The sequence below is a fragment of the Anaeromusa acidaminophila DSM 3853 genome (assembly GCF_000374545.1).
GTDB lineage: Bacteria > Bacillota > Negativicutes > Anaeromusales > Anaeromusaceae > Anaeromusa > Anaeromusa acidaminophila.
Window position 1 is genome coordinate 46,461 of sequence record NZ_KB894591.1, and the last position, 15,046, is coordinate 61,506.

At 48.6% G+C, this 15,046-nt stretch carries 15 protein-coding genes; all 15 read left to right on the plus strand.

Translation table 11 applies throughout. From position 1 onward, the window contains the following. Positions 1-48: 48 nt before the first annotated feature. The 15 genes from dxs (at position 49) to pssA (ending at position 15,015) form a co-directional block, all read left to right on the plus strand. The gene (dxs, locus tag C508_RS0108725; RefSeq protein ID WP_018703172.1) at positions 49-1,956 is read left to right on the plus strand and encodes a 1-deoxy-D-xylulose-5-phosphate synthase; all 1,908 of its coding nucleotides are present in this window, start codon (positions 49-51) and stop codon (positions 1,954-1,956) included. Beyond that, on the plus strand, positions 1,953-2,765 hold the full coding sequence (locus C508_RS0108730; protein WP_018703173.1) for a TlyA family RNA methyltransferase: 813 nt from the start codon (positions 1,953-1,955) through the stop codon (positions 2,763-2,765). The genes dxs and C508_RS0108730 overlap by 4 nt, the downstream gene beginning before the upstream one ends. 12 nt (positions 2,766-2,777) lie before the next feature. Further along, positions 2,778-3,644, plus strand: a complete 867-nt coding sequence (locus C508_RS0108735) for an NAD(+)/NADH kinase (protein ID WP_018703174.1) — start codon at positions 2,778-2,780, stop codon at positions 3,642-3,644. After that, complete coding sequence (gene mnmM / locus C508_RS0108740) at positions 3,628-4,194, plus strand: tRNA 5-(aminomethyl)-2-thiouridylate-methyltransferase MnmM (RefSeq protein WP_018703175.1); 567 nt, start codon at positions 3,628-3,630, stop codon at positions 4,192-4,194. Before C508_RS0108735 ends, mnmM begins: the two co-directional genes overlap by 17 nt. Before the next feature lie 249 nt (positions 4,195-4,443). Beyond that, positions 4,444-4,893, plus strand: coding sequence for an arginine repressor (argR, locus tag C508_RS0108745; RefSeq protein WP_018703176.1), 450 nt, complete (start codon positions 4,444-4,446; stop codon positions 4,891-4,893). Between the two features lie 12 nt (positions 4,894-4,905). Further along, positions 4,906-6,591, plus strand: coding sequence for a DNA repair protein RecN (recN, locus tag C508_RS0108750; RefSeq protein WP_018703177.1), 1,686 nt, complete (start codon positions 4,906-4,908; stop codon positions 6,589-6,591). A 103-nt stretch (positions 6,592-6,694) separates the two neighbouring features. Next, entirely contained in the window at positions 6,695-7,366 is a 672-nt protein-coding gene (locus C508_RS0108755) for a hypothetical protein (RefSeq protein ID WP_018703178.1), read from the plus strand. 67 nt (positions 7,367-7,433) lie between these two features. Next, positions 7,434-7,973: an NUDIX domain-containing protein gene (locus C508_RS0108760; protein WP_018703179.1), complete on the plus strand. Its 540-nt coding sequence runs from the start codon at positions 7,434-7,436 to the stop codon at positions 7,971-7,973. Beyond that, positions 7,970-9,145 (plus strand): endonuclease Q family protein, encoded by a 1,176-nt coding sequence (locus C508_RS0108765; protein WP_018703180.1) that lies wholly within the window; start codon positions 7,970-7,972, stop codon positions 9,143-9,145. Before C508_RS0108760 ends, C508_RS0108765 begins: the two co-directional genes overlap by 4 nt. Before the next feature lie 116 nt (positions 9,146-9,261). Continuing rightward, positions 9,262-10,149 (plus strand): site-specific tyrosine recombinase XerD, encoded by an 888-nt coding sequence (gene xerD / locus C508_RS0108770; RefSeq protein ID WP_018703181.1) that lies wholly within the window; start codon positions 9,262-9,264, stop codon positions 10,147-10,149. Between the two features lie 99 nt (positions 10,150-10,248). Then, positions 10,249-11,436, plus strand: coding sequence for a phosphopentomutase (locus tag C508_RS0108775; RefSeq protein WP_018703182.1), 1,188 nt, complete (start codon positions 10,249-10,251; stop codon positions 11,434-11,436). Then, positions 11,433-12,764, plus strand: a complete 1,332-nt coding sequence (locus C508_RS0108780) for a thymidine phosphorylase (RefSeq protein WP_018703183.1) — start codon at positions 11,433-11,435, stop codon at positions 12,762-12,764. Before C508_RS0108775 ends, C508_RS0108780 begins: the two co-directional genes overlap by 4 nt. A gap of 78 nt (positions 12,765-12,842) precedes the next feature. Beyond that, positions 12,843-13,583: a WecB/TagA/CpsF family glycosyltransferase gene (locus C508_RS0108785; RefSeq protein ID WP_018703184.1), complete on the plus strand. Its 741-nt coding sequence runs from the start codon at positions 12,843-12,845 to the stop codon at positions 13,581-13,583. A gap of 104 nt (positions 13,584-13,687) precedes the next feature. After that, positions 13,688-14,326 carry a phosphatidylserine decarboxylase family protein gene (locus C508_RS0108790; protein WP_018703185.1) on the plus strand — a complete coding sequence of 213 codons (639 nt, stop codon included), beginning with the start codon at positions 13,688-13,690 and terminating at the stop codon, positions 14,324-14,326. After that, positions 14,323-15,015 carry a CDP-diacylglycerol--serine O-phosphatidyltransferase gene (pssA, locus tag C508_RS0108795; protein WP_018703186.1) on the plus strand — a complete coding sequence of 231 codons (693 nt, stop codon included), beginning with the start codon at positions 14,323-14,325 and terminating at the stop codon, positions 15,013-15,015. Before C508_RS0108790 ends, pssA begins: the two co-directional genes overlap by 4 nt. Positions 15,016-15,046: the final 31 nt, after the last annotated feature.

A 15,046-nucleotide genomic window follows, 5' to 3' on the forward strand; every position in this document is an offset into this window, starting at 1 on the left:
CTGTTGGAATAATTTTTTACACTTGCTGTAGAAAGAAGGGACTTTCTTTTGCATTATCCATTTCTTGATTCCATTCGATCCCCCCGGGATATGAAAGGGTTTTCCTTGCGGCAATTGGAAAAATTAGCCGTAGAAATACGTCAGCTTTTGGTGGAAACCGTTTCTCATACGGGCGGACATTTGGCGCCCAACCTGGGCGTCGTAGAACTGACTTTGGCTTTGCATAAAGTATTCGACACGCCTTATGATAAAATTATCTGGGACGTAGGACATCAAGCATATGTTCATAAACTTTTAACAGGGCGGCGCGAGCAATTCCATACGTTACGCCAAGAAGGCGGAATCAGCGGCTTTCCTAAGCCCTGTGAAAGTCCCCATGACGCGTTTGGAACCGGACATTCCAGCACGTCTATTTCGGCTGCCTTGGGGATGGCGTTAGCAAGAGATATGAACAAAGAAACCCACCAAGTCGTAGCCGTCATCGGCGACGGATCTATGACCGGCGGGGAGTCCTTTGAAGCCTTGAACCATGCGGGCCACCTCAAAACCAATATGATTGTTGTGTTGAATGACAATGAAATGTCTATTGCCAAAAACGTTGGAGCGTTATCCTCCTATTTGGCAAAAATGAGAGTAGCTCCCACTTATACGCGGGTCAAGCAGGATGTCGAATTTTTACTCAAACGCATTCCCGCCATCGGCGAGAGCATGCTAAAGACAGCGGAACGATTCAAGGACAGCGTCCGTTATATGCTGGTTCCGGGGATGCTTTTTGAAGAGCTTGGGTTTACGTATTTGGGCCCTATAGACGGTCATGATCTACCTCTTTTAATGGAAATGTTGGAAAAAGCCCGTGATTTGGGAGGCCCTGTCCTCATTCATGCGTTAACGCAAAAGGGAAAAGGATATGCGCCTGCGGAAAATCATGCAGACCGCTTTCACGGGGTCGGCCCTTTTTGCATTGATTCCGGCGAAGTGATCCATTGCGCCGGAGCGCCTTCCTATACAGAAGTGTTTGGCGATACTCTCGTTGAACTGGCGCAAAAGGATAAGGCCATTGTCGCCATTACGGCGGCCATGCCCGGAGGAACAGGCTTAAAGAGCTTCTCTCAAAAATATCCGGAACGCTTTTTTGATGTAGGCATTGCGGAACAACATGCCCTGACTTTAGCGGCCGGCATGGCTACGCAGGGAAAAAAACCGGTTGTAGCGCTATATTCCACTTTTGCGCAGCGAGCTTACGATCAAATTCTTCACGATGTCTGCCTGCAAAAATTGCCGGTAGTTCTCGCTTTAGATCGTGCAGGCCTGGTCGGAGAAGATGGCCCGACCCATCATGGCGTCTTTGACTATTCATTTTTACGCCACATCCCGGACATTTGCATCATGGCGCCGAAAGACGAAGGTGAGCTGCGTCAAATGCTTTATGCCGCTTTGCAATGGAATCGTACGGTGGCTTTGCGGTATCCCCGAGGTTGCGGGCTAGGAGCTTCTCTAACAGAGCCCTTTAAGCCAATGACTCTTGGCAAAGCGGAAGAGTTGGCTTTTGGCGAGGATGTCAGCATTTGGGCGACCGGTACCATGGTAGCTCCTGCGGTAGAGGCGGCTCAAAAATTAGCTGATGAAGGAATCCGAGCTGGCGTGGTGAATGCTCGTTTTGTAAAACCGTTGGACGAGAAATTATTGACTCGTTTGGCTCAGGAATGCGGCCGCATTGTTACGATAGAAGAAAATGCTTTGGCCGGAGGCTTTGGCAGCGCGGTTTTAGAGTTTTTGGAACAGCAGGAGCTTTACGACCTTCCCGTGCTGCGTTTGGGAATTCCTGATTCCTTTATTGCCCATGGAAAACGCCAGACACTGTTGCAAGAACTGAGCCTTGACGCCGCAGGCATCGCCGCCAAAGTGCGCAAGTTTGTCAAACAGGGGAAAGAATTAACGGAAGAAGGCCTTGCATGAAGAAAGAACGTCTGGACGTTCTGCTGGTTGCACAAGGACATTTTCCCAGCAGAGAACGAGCTCGGGCTGCCATTATGGCAGGCATGGTGCTGGCTAATGAGCAAAAAATAGAAAAACCAGGAACTACAGTTCCCGAAGACGCTGTAATTCGCATTCTTGGAGACTCTATCGGCTATGTCAGCCGTGGCGGGCTCAAGCTGGAAAAAGCGTTGCAGCATTTTGCACTGGATCTTAACGGCAAAATCATGGCCGATGTCGGCGCTTCGACAGGCGGCTTTACTGACTGCGCTTTAAAACGCGGCGCTGCCAAGGTGTACGCTATTGATGTCGGGTATGGACAACTGGCCTGGTCCTTGCGTACAGATGAACGCGTTGTTAATATGGAACGCACAAACGTTCGGAATTTAACCGCGGATTCATTGGGAGAAAAGGTTGACTTTATTTCCATAGATGTTGCTTTTATTTCCCTTGATAAAGTTCTGCCTGTAGTACGACAGCTTTTAGCGTCGCCTCATGGAGAAGTAATTGCTTTAATTAAGCCGCAATTTGAAGCTGGCCGAGAACATGTTGGGAAAAAAGGCGTTGTTCGTGATCCGGCTATTCATAAGCAAGTAATTCAAAAGGTATTGCAAACTGCGGTGCAACTTGACTTTACTCCATTGGGACTGACCTTTTCACCGATTAAAGGGCCGGAAGGTAATATCGAATATTTGCTGCATTTGGGGGTTTCCGATGAAACCGGAGCAGAAGAGGTAAACGTGGACGCCATTGTGCAAGAGGCCCATACGCATTTGAAAGAAACTCGCTAAGGAGGCTGCGGCATGCTGCGAATCGGTATATTCCCTAATAAAAATAAACCGTTAGCCAGAAATATTTTAAACACCCTGCTGCAGCTGATTACAGAACGAGGCGGACAAGGGCTGCTTCCAGAGTCATTAGGAACTGACTGGCTAGGAGATCAGGCTGCTTGTCCGGATGAAACCTTGCGGGAACAGATTGACCTGGCCATTACTCTGGGTGGAGACGGCACTTTGCTAAGTGTTTCCAGAAGACTGGCTTGCAGTGGCATCCCTATTTTGGGAATTAACTTGGGACAACTTGGCTTCCTAGCAGACGTAGAGGTAGCCGAATTGGCCCAAAGCATGGATTGCCTTTTTTCTGGTTCCTATACGCTGCAGCAGCGCATTATGGTGGAAGCCTGGGTAGAACGTGGCACAGAACGGGAATTCCTTTCGTATGCTATGAATGAAGTGGTAGTGACCAAAAGCGGCTTTTCCCGTCTGATCGATTTGGAAATAGCGATGAAATGCGAACCGGTGACCAAATTCTCCGCCGACGGCGTGATTGTGGCTACGCCAACCGGTTCCACCGGGTATTCGCTCTCCGCTGGAGGGCCGATTGTGCATCCAGAACTAGATGTGCTGCTGCTGACGCCAATCTGCTCGAATACTTTGCATGCAAGACCATTTGTCATTCCAGGGCACGAAGAACTGTGTATTCGAGTACCTGCGCCTCAAGGAGATATTTTAGTTACCGCCGATGGACAAAACGGGTATCATGTGCAACCGGGAGAATCGATTTGCATTCGTCGAGCTGCCGCCAAAACGCCGTTCATTCGTTTGCCGGGAACTTCTTATTATGAGGCGCTACGCCGTAAACTTTGGAGAAACTATGAAGATCGCGATTAATGGTCTTGCTATTTGGCAGTCCTTGTTTTTGTCCAAGCTTGCTTCGGTTCGTTTCGCTGTCGACGCAACTGCCGGTAATGGCCATGACACCTTGTTCTTGGCTGCCTCTACGCAGCCGGGCTGCCGCATCTGGGCATTGGATATTCAAGCGCAGGCGTTGGAGAAAACAAAGGCTCGTTTGACGGAAGCCCAACTGCAGGATAAAGTTACTCTTTGCTGTCACAGCCATGAGGAACTGAGGAAAGTCCTTCCGGAAGCGCCTGATTGTATTGTTTTTAATCTTGGCTATTTACCAGGGGGAGATCATAGCATGACGACGCAGGCGGTTACTACGCTGCCTGCCTTGGAGCAAGCCCTGCAATTGTTGCGTCCCGGCGGCTGGTGCAGTGTTATGCTATATCCAGGTCATAAAGCTGGCAAAGAGGAACGGCAACAGATTTTGTCATGGGCGTCCTCTCTAGAACGCACTGCTGCCAGTGCAAGCCATTGGCATATGTTGAATCATCAAGAAGGCGCCCCGGAACTGCTCTTGTTAGAAAAGCCGTGTTAGACTGAGAACGGCACAGGAGTAAAGTGAGTAAATAGAGGGTACGCCGAAGGTTCCATAATGGAGCCTTCGGTTTTTAAATATATTCTTCCTAGCCAGCTTTTCCGCTCTGAGTGTCGTTTCTATTGAATAAATCACCACTGCCTTGCTCTTTTTCTGGATAAATATTCATTTATAAGGTACACTATAAGCAATGAATGTTAATTTTGATTATTAGGGCTTCTTAAAGATGGAGAAAGAGGTGCAAGGGCAGTGAAAATATTACGTCATGCGAAAATCAAGGAAATCGTCGAACAACAAGTAATCGAAACCCAAGAGGAACTGGCGGAATCACTGCGCAGCCATGGCATCGAAGTGACACAGGCTACAGTATCTCGCGATATTAAAGAGCTGCGCTTGATTAAAGTTCCTACTGGCGATGGTCGTTATCGCTATGCCTACCCGATGGAACAAAGTTTGCTTTTTTCTCAATCCCGAATGGAACGGATGTTTCGCGACTCGGTAGTAGCTATTGACTATAGCGAAAATATTATCGTTTTAAAAACCTTGCCTGGCGGAGGACAAGCGGTAGCCGCCACCATTGACCATGCTAAGTGGCCGGAAGTGATCGGTACAGTAGCTGGTGATGACAATATTTTAGTAGTGGTCAAGCCCGCGCAAGCGGCGCCAACAGTTGCGGATCGTTTCCGAGGACTTCTCTAGAGGTGTCTAAGCATGTTAAAACGTTTAGGAGTTACACAGTTTGCTATAATTGAACAAGCATCCCTGTCTTTTACTACGGGTTTCAACGTACTCACAGGTGAAACCGGCGCTGGTAAATCCATCTTAATTGATGCTTTGAATGCCGTTTTAGGAGGCAGAGCCTCTTTGGAATGGGTTCGTCAAGGAGCGGATGCCTTTCGCGTGGAAGCTGTTTTTTCTCACCCCTGGGGGGAAGAGGTGGAATCCCTCTTAAAAGAACAAGAAATTCCTCGTGAAGATGAAGAACTTATTCTTGTGCGGCGCTACAGCACCTCCGGCAAAAGCCGCGCTTTAATCAACGGCTGTCAAGTTCCTTTAGCCGTATTACGCCAACTAGGCCTGCTGCTTGCCGATATGCATGGACAGCATGAAAATCAAACTGTGTTGGATCCAGCCTTTCAATTATTCCTCCTTGATTCGTTTGCACCGGAAATTACGCCTCTTCTGTCTTCCTATCGGCAGTCTTATGATCGTTGGAGAACGTTGACGGCAGAAAAAAGAAAACTGGAAGCCCAAGAACAAGAGCGCGAGCAGCGGATGGACCTCTTGCGCTGGCAGCTGCAGGAAATCAACCAAGGTGCATTGCAAAAAGGGGAAGATCAGGAATTGGCGCAACAAGAAAAGCGCCTTGCTAATGCGGAAAAGTTGGCCGCTTCTTTGGAACGAGCGGTTTTACAGTTGAATGGAAATGAAGAAGAAACGCCTGGCGCCTTGGCTCTGTTGTATAAAGCCCGGCAAGAACTAGAGCAGATCAATCGTTTTGATGATTGTCAGGAACAATGCAAAGTCCTGGATGATTTTTTATACCAATTAGAAGATGTTTCTGCTATACTTCGTGAACGGTTAGAAGAAATAGAATATAATCCGCAAAAGCTGGGTAAAATACAAGAGCGCCTGTCTTTATTGCAAAAGCTCAAACGCAAATATGGGCCGGAATTGGAAGATGTTTTAAACTACGCGGCTCAGGCGCAGGAAGAATTGGACTCTTTACTTTCGGGGGAAGACCGCTTAGCGGAACTGAGCCGCGAATGTGAGGCGGCCCTGGAAGAAGCTTGGATACAAGCGCGCCGGCTGCACGCAAAAAGACGACAAACGGCTCCCGAGTTGGAAGCAAAATTAGCGTCTCACTTGCAGGATCTTGGCATGACGCCAACGCTGCAATTTGCGATTGATGAAACTTCAGAATTGGGACCGGATGGTTGTGACCGCGTAGAATTATTGTTTTCAGCTAATACAGGCGAAGCTCCTAAGGCATTGCAGAAAATTGCCTCCGGCGGCGAGCTTTCGCGTTTGGCGCTGGCTATTAAATCCGTTGGCGCCGCTTGCAGCGGTACGCCAACTATGATCTTTGACGAAATCGACAGCGGTCTTGGCGGCCGAGCGGCCCAGCAAGTGGCGGATAAGATTGCCGCCATCGCCCAAAGCAAACAAGTGCTATGCATTACCCACCTGCCGCAGTTGGCTCTTGTTGCCGATCGGCATATTCATCTGGTGAAAGAAGAGGTGGATGGTCGTACGCAAACACGACCAGTCCGTTTGGAAGAATTTGAACGCGTAAACGAGTTGGCGCGAATGTTCTACGGAGATGCGGTAACTCCGGAACTTCTTTCTGCGACAGCCCGTTTATTGGAACAATATCAGCAACAGGATAAAAAATAAACATTTCAGCTCCTGCGTTCTGCAGGAGCTTCTTTCAACAAGAAGAAACTTTATAGTTTGACAAGAAGATGTTTGTTAAAAGCAAGTTAAAGGAGGGAAAACGATGCAAGAAGAACAACGCATTCGTATTTTTATTGGAGAGTTTGGCAGCGGCAAAACCGAACTAGCTCTAAACTACAGCGCCTGGCTGCGCGATCAGGGTTTGAAAACGGCTGTAGTTGATTTAGATGTAATAAAGCCGTATTTTCGCACCCGCGAAAGCCAACAATGGCTGACGCAAAAAGAGATTGAGCTGGTAGCTCCGGAATCGCGTTTAGCTCACAGCGATTTGCCGATTTTGCCGCCGCAATTTCAGCGGGTAGCCGCTGATGCATCATACCAGGTTGTAGTTGACGTAGGTGGAGGCGACGCAGCCATTGCGTTGGGTCAATACCAGAGTATGCTGGAAAAGCAAGGGTATGAGGCGTGGATGATTATCAACACGCGCCGCCCTTTTACGCAATCGGTTGCGGAAATTTGTCAGCGTTCCCAGGAAATTACGAGTGTTGCCAAGCTGCAACTCAGCGGACTGGTTTGCAATACAAATTTGGGAGCAGAAACTACCTGGGCGGAAGTGGAAGAAGGTATTGCCATTGTCGAAAAAGCCGCTCAAGAATTATCATTACCTTTACGCATGGTCGTAGTACCCCAGTGGCTTGCCCAACAAGCGGCTGCACTGACGCATCGAGTTTTCGTCTTGGAGCCGCAAACTCGCTATCCGTGGATGGAAATTTAAACAATCACTGACTCCTTGGGGAATAATAATATTTTAGTAGTAAAGATGCAGAAGAAGAGGTAGAGAGATGAATTTGAAAGAAGAGAAAATTGCTTCGAAAAATGTTTTTACCGGGCGTATGCTCCATGTACAGGTAGATGATGTGCGTCTGCCGGATGGACGGGAAGCTACGCGCGAGTTGGTACGGCATCCTGGGGCAGCCGCCGTTGTGCCGATACTGCCGGACGGACGGATTGTGCTGGTTCGACAGTTCCGTTATCCATTAGGGCGAGAAACGCTGGAAATTCCGGCAGGTAAGCTGGAACCAGGAGAGGATCCCCAAGAATGCGTACTTCGTGAACTGCAGGAGGAAGCCGGCTATAAAGCGGAAGTCATTAAACACCTTTCTACGATTTGCACGGCTCCCGGTTTTACGGATGAAGTCATTCATCTTTATGAAGCTAGCCAGTTACAGCCGAGCCAGCTACAGCCTGATGACGATGAGTTTTTACAAGTCCAGGTATTCACGCCGGACGAAATACGGCAAATGATTCATTCCGGCGAAATTGAAGACGCCAAAACTATCGTTTCATTGCTGCTGTATGGAGCTAACGGAGGCGGTCTATGAATCCCGTATATGGGGACTTGCATATTCACGTAGGTAAGGCGCAAGGGCGTTGGGTAAAAATCCCTACCTCCAAGAACCTCACGAGCGAAAACATTTTGGAAGAAGCCGCCCAACGTAAAGGTCTACAACTGATCGGCATTGTTGATGTGCTCAGTCCTTGGGTAGATGGCGATTGGCAGCAGTTGTTGGATGAAGGCCGCCTGCGTTTGCTGCCAGGAGGCGGTTACCGCTACGAAGAAGCGTTGACTCTGCTGCCGGGAGCGGAAATTGAAACAGCCGAAGCAGACGGCTCTTTAGCGCATACTCTTTTGTTTTTGCCAAGTCTAGCGGAAATCAGGCAGTTGCGTAAGCTCTTAACGCCTCATATACGCAATCTCCATCTTAGCTCCCAGAATGCGCATCTCTCTTTAGCGCAGCTTTTGGAGCTGACTCATTCCTTAGAGCCTATTGTCATTCCCGCCCATGTTTTTACGCCGCACAAAAGTCTTTTCGGCTGCTGCACGAATCGCCTGGCGCAGCTATTAACGGAAAAACAGCTTACTTGGCTGGACGCCATTGAACTGGGCTTAAGCGCCGATACTTTTTTAGCGGATTGCCTGCAAGAACTAAGCAGCTACTCCTTTTTGAGTAATTCAGACGCACATTCTTTGGATAAAATCGCCAGAGAATATAATGTTTTTTCGCTCAAGCAGATTGATTTTACGTGTTTTCGCCAAGCTTTGCGCCGCCAGGGAGAAAATAAAATTCTAGCCAACTACGGACTGGATCCCCGTCTGGGAAAATACTATCGCACGGTTTGCGCTCAATGCGGCACATTGTGGGATTCGACGCAATGCAAATGCAGCGCTTGCGGCTGCCAACGCAGCACCAGCGGCGTCTGGGAGCGCATCCAAGGCATCGCCGATGGGGACAAGCCTCAACATCCTGAACATCGCCCGCCCTATTACCACCAAATCCCTCTTTCCTTTGTACCTGGATTGGGTCCGAAAGCGAAAGTTCAGCTGCTTCAAGCGTTTGGAAGTGAAATGAAGGTATGTCATGATTCTAGCTTAGCAGAGCTGACCGCTGTACTGGGAGAACGAAAAGGTAAAATTCTTTGGCAAGTGCTGCAGCGGGAGATAACGTTCTCTCAAGGCGGGGGCGGTTCTTATGGCCGCGTACATTTATCATAAATTTAGAATTATGTAAAAGGATTTTCCTTACATACAGAGAATATACATAATATTATAGATTTTAAGATTTTTGACCCAAAGAGGCTCAGCAGAATAATGCGAAAAGGGTGGTGGCAATGGAGAATTATGTGCAGCAATTCATTTCGTATTTGGCGAGTGAACGGGGGCTGGCCCAAAATACGCTGGAGTCCTACGGCAGGGATTTACGTTACTTCCAGCAGTATTTAGAAGCCAAACGGCTTACCTTCGCCACTGGCTCCACAAACGAGATTATCCGTACCTATCTGGATGAACTCAAAAAACAAGGGAAGGCTGTTTCCACAATTTCTCGCAATTTAGCTGCACTCAAATCCTTTTACCAGTATCTGCTGAAGGAACAGTATCTAGATGCGGACCCGGCATCGAAAATTGAATCGCCTAAGTTGGAAAAAAAGCTGCCTCAAGTACTCAGCGTGCAGCAAGTAGAATTGCTATTGAAACAACCTAATATTAATCTACCCGCCGGCTTACGCGATAAAGCCATGTTGGAACTTCTTTACGCCACAGGCATTCGTGTATCAGAATTAATAACCATCAATGTAAACGATGTGAATTTAGAGCTTGGTTATATTAAGTGTTTTGGCCGAGGATCCAAAGAGCGAGTTGTACCTCTGGGGTCTATTGCTTCCAAATGCGTAAGCCATTACTTGCGTAAAGGCCGTACGGCGTTGGTGCGCAGCAAACAAGAGGAAGCTATGTTTGTTAATCATCATGGCCGACGTTTAACGCGGCAGGGCTTTTGGAAAATCATTAAAAAATACGCCTTAGAAGCCCATATCGACCAAAAAATCACGCCCCATACGCTGCGCCACTCTTTTGCTACTCATTTGCTGGAAAACGGCGCAGATTTGCGCTCGGTTCAGGAAATGCTGGGACATGCGGATATCTCTACTACCCAGATTTATACGCATGTTACTAAAAACCGTCTTAAAGAAGTTTATGACAAGGCCCACCCGCGGGCTTGAAACGAGTCGCGCTAAAACGCAGCTAAGGCAGGGCCGACGCAGACTGTTTGTCAGTTTGCCAAGGCTCTGTCCTATTTTATGACATAGGGAGGAACAAGTATGTTTCGACGTATATTTTTAGTAGTGCTTGATAGTGTCGGTATTGGTGCGCTTCCCGATGCGCCGCGTTACGGAGATGCGGGAGCTCATACATTAGGCCATATAGCCGCTGCAATGCAAGGACTGCATTTGCCGCAACTGCAACGACTGGGGCTGGGCCTCATTGATAAATTGCAGGGAGTTCCTCCTTGTGACCATCCGTTGGCTTCTTACGGGAAAATGGCGGAACTCTCTGTTAATAAGGATACTACGAGCGGTCATTGGGAATTGGCAGGCACACCGGTAATGGAAGCATTTCCTGTTTATCCGCAAGGCTTTCCAGAAGAAATTACCGCTTCTTTCTGCCAGCGTATTGGCCGCGGTATTTTAGGCAACAAAGCTGCCTCCGGTACGGTGATTATCGAGGAATTGGGAGAAGAGCACCTGCGCACTGGCTTTCCTATTGTCTATACTTCTGCGGACAGCGTGTTTCAGATTGCATCGCACGAAGAAGTAGTGCCTCTAGAGCAACTATATAAATGGTGTCAAATAGCGCGGCAAGAAATTCTGACAGGCAAGCACGCTGTCGGGCGGGTTATTGCCAGACCTTTTATTGGAACTCCCGGAAAGTTTTCTCGCACTCCTCACAGACACGATTACAGCCTGCCTATGCCGCAGCCTAATTTATTCAGTCGTCTTACCGCAGCTGGCTTGACGACAGTAGCATTGGGAAAGATCGGAGATATCTATGCCGGTCAATTCTTTAATCATGCCGAAGGAACACTAAACAACGAGGATGGCCTGAAAAAATTGCAATTTTGGCTCTGCGATCATTCTTGGAGCGGTGTGACGGTTTTGAATTTAGTTGATTTTGATATGCTTTATGGACATCGCAATGATGCTAAGGGATACGCGAATGCGTTAGAAGCGGTGGATCATCGACTGGCGGAACTCTTGCCTCAGCTTGCCGGGGATGATTTGCTGCTGCTCACGGCGGATCACGGCTGCGATCCGCTGCATCCCGGCACCGACCACACGCGCGAATATGTGCCGCTGCTGGCGTATTCTCCACAGCGCATTGGAACTGCTCTAGGAATTCGCAATACCTTTGCGGATGTGTCAGCTACCATTTTGGAGAATTTCCGCTTAGAGCCCTTAGAAGCGGGGAGTAGCTTTCTAAACTTGCTGCAAGGGAGATATCCTGCATGAAATCAATGACGCAACTGATCACCGACAAAAAAGCAGGCCAGGCGCATACGGAGGAAGAGCTGCAATGGCTTGTGGAAAACTATACAAACGACAATATTCCTGATTATCAAATGTCCGCCTGGCTGATGGCCGTATGTTGGCAAGGGATGAACTTTGAAGAAACGAAGGCGCTCACTTTGGCGATGATGCGCTCCGGAGCCTGTTTGCAATTAAACAATGTCGGTCGACCGCTGGTGGACAAACACAGCACTGGCGGCGTGGCGGATACGACAACGCTGGTGCTGGCTCCTTTATTGGCAGCCGCTGGCGTCTGCGTAGCGAAAATGTCCGGCCGAGGGCTTGGCTTTACCGGCGGTACCATTGACAAACTGGAATCTATCCCTGGCTTTAGCGCCACTTTACAAGAAGATCAATTTCTGGCGCTTTTGCAAAACCAAGGTCTGGCATTAACCGCCCAAAGCGCATCCATTGCACCGGCAGACGGAAAGATGTACGCCTTGCGGGATGTTACAGCTACAGTGGACAGCCTGCCTCTTATTGCCGCTTCAGTTATGAGTAAAAAATTGGCTGCTGGCGCCGAACACATCTTATTGGATGTTAAAGTAGGGCAGGGCGCATTTATGCAAAACCAAGAAGACGCCGTTGAATTGGCGCGTTACATGGTAGCTATCGGTTTAGGCGCAGGGCGCAATGTGAAAGCAATTCTTACCTCTATGGAGCGGCCCCTGGGCTTGGCAGTCGGCAATGCCTTGGAAGTAGCGGAAGCCATGGAAATTTTACGCGGTCAAGGGCCGCTGCGACTGCGGCAGGTATGCCTGCGTTTAGCCTCGGAAGCGCTCTGTTTAGCCGGGTTGTCCTTAACGCTTCAAGAAGCGAATCTAAAACTTTTAGAGTTGCTGGATTCGGGTAAGGCGCTGGAATGCTTTCGGCAGTGGATTCTCTCGCAAGGCGGCGCAGATATTGTGACCACTCCTTCTTTGCTGCCGCAGGCTGTCTTAAAAGAAGAGGTGCTTAGTCCATTATCAGGCTATGTACAGCAAATTCAGGCCCGCATTATTGGTGAAGCCTCTGTAGCCTTAGGGGCGGGAAGGCGCTATAAAGGAGAAACTCTGGATTTGGCGGCAGGCCTTGTTTTGGCGTGTGAGCAGGGAGATTTCGTACAAAAAGGACAGATTCTTGCCACGTTACATGCCGAGTCCGCCGAAAAGATAGCAGCAGCTAAAAAGATGCTTTCCTCAGCGTTTGTATTGGGCGAAACGCCATCGCTTTCTTCGCCTGACGTGTTGGGCTGGGTTGACGCTGACGGTTTTCATAGCGCCGCCGAGTAAACGCCCTTTTTTCGTAGTTGGACGTAGTTCTGGCTTTATGGTAAAATGAATACGAATTTTTGAAACTACGAGGATGCTATGAAGCAAGAACGAAGTTGTATTACCATATTGGATATTCCCATTGACCGGTTGGATATGGATCAAGCAGCACAGCAGGTGCAGAAGTTTACAGAAGAGAAAGATTCCTTTCATTTAGTAGCTACCGCCAATGCGGAAATGATCATGCAGGCGCAAGACGATCTAGAATTAAAAGAAATTCTCTGTTCCGCCGCGTTAGTCGTGCCGGACGGAGCAGGCGTGGTTTGGGCTGCTAGACATTATAATACGCCTTTAAAAGAGCGGGTTGCCGGCTTTGATTTGGCACAGCGGCTTTTAGCTGACGGCGTGAAGCAGGGGTATGGTTTTTTCTTCCTTGGTGCGGCGCCGGGAATAGCGGAAGCAGCTGCCGCCAGCGCCAGGAAAACGCATCCAAACCTGCGCATTCTCGGCTACCGGGACGGATTTTTTAAAGAAGATGATGAAGAAAAGTTGATCGAAGAAATTAATGCCTCCGGTGCTACTATTCTTTTTGTAGCTCTGGGCGTGCCCCGACAGGAGAAATGGCTGCGCCGCCATGCTGCGCAATTGCGCGTGCCTGTAGCGATGGGCGTGGGGGGAACCTTTGACGTTATGGCGGGACAGGTAACCAGGGCGCCGCAGTGGATGCAAAAAGCGAGCCTGGAATGGCTGTACCGTCTTTTATGCCAACCAAGCCGTTGCCTGCGAATGCTGGCTTTACCTCGTTTCGTTTGGCATGTTTACAGTAGGAAAAACAGTTAGACAACCTCGAAGGTATATATTATAATTATTTGAGAATATGGGCCACTTTAAAGAAAGCCCTTTTCTTTTTGCCCCGACGAGGGCAGGAGGTGAAACGAAGTATAATGACAACAGGCCTCATTGTAAAAGAGGGGTACCGTTATATTGCCTTTTTATTTCTCCTTACCGTTATGGTTGCCTTCTTTGCCGAACCGGTATGGAGCATTTTGCCAGGCGTACTGACTTTGTTTGTAACTTTTTTCTTTCGCAACCCGAATCGTGTTATTCCAACTGGGGATAATTTGGTACTTTCCCCAGCCGACGGCAAAGTGATGAGTGTTTGCGAAGTGACTGATGAAGAATTTCTTCATACCCAAGGCACAAAAGTTACGATTTTCCTTTCCGTCTTTGACGTACATGTCAATCGCAGCCCCATTGGCGGGGAAATTAAGTATCAGCAGTATGTATGCGGCCGTTTCAAACCAGCTTATAAAGCTTCGGCAGGTTGTGAAAATGAACGCCATGCCATCGGTTTGGATAACGGGCGCTTGCAGGTATTGGTCACGCAAGTGGCCGGTCTTATTGCGCGACGCATCGTCTCCTGGGTCACTCTCGGCAGCCAATTGCATTCCGGTGAATGCTTTGGCATGATTAAATTTGGCTCCTGTACGGAAATTATCATGCCTGCTGACGTAGAAGTATTGGTCAAAAAGGGAGACCGCGTTTATGGCGGCAAGACCATCATAGGGAGGTTACACGAGTGAAGTATTGGATTCCCAATGCCGTTACAGCCCTCAATCTCGTTCTGGGCATGATTTCTCTCGGCTTTACCATGCAAGGAGATTTCGTACCGGCTGGTTTTTTCATCGTCGCCGCTATGATTGCGGATGGTTTAGATGGCAGAGTAGCGCGGGCGCTTGGCGTTAGCAGCGAGTTCGGCAAAGAACTTGATTCCCTCTGCGATCTAGTATCTTTCGGCGTTGCGCCGGCATTGCTGGCCTATCAATTTGCGCTAAAGGAATTTGGCTGGATTGGTTTTTCCGTAGCGATCTTCTTTGCCTTATGCGGCGCTTTGCGCTTGGCGCGTTTCAACGTAAACACAACAACGGTCAAAGGGTATTTCATGGGTTTGCCCATTCCGGCGGGCGGCTGCCTAGTAGGCACTTTTGTGGCTCTTGGTTACAAGCCCAGCGGCTGGACGTTTCCCATTTTAATTGCTATTTTCGCTTATTTAATGGTCAGTTCGGTTCATTACCCTGACTTCAAAGGGAAGGGAAATGAGCAGATTCACGCCATTCCCGTTATATTGACTGCTGTCATGGCCGGTTATATTCTCTGGCATTCCCTAGAGGCCATTGTTTTTGTTATTTTCTTTTCTTATGCATTTTTTGGCGTGCTGAATTTTGTCTATGGACTTTTTGGACGCCAACGTATAACAGCAGCAAAGCAATAGACGGACACCTTCTTTAATAAGATGTTGGTGT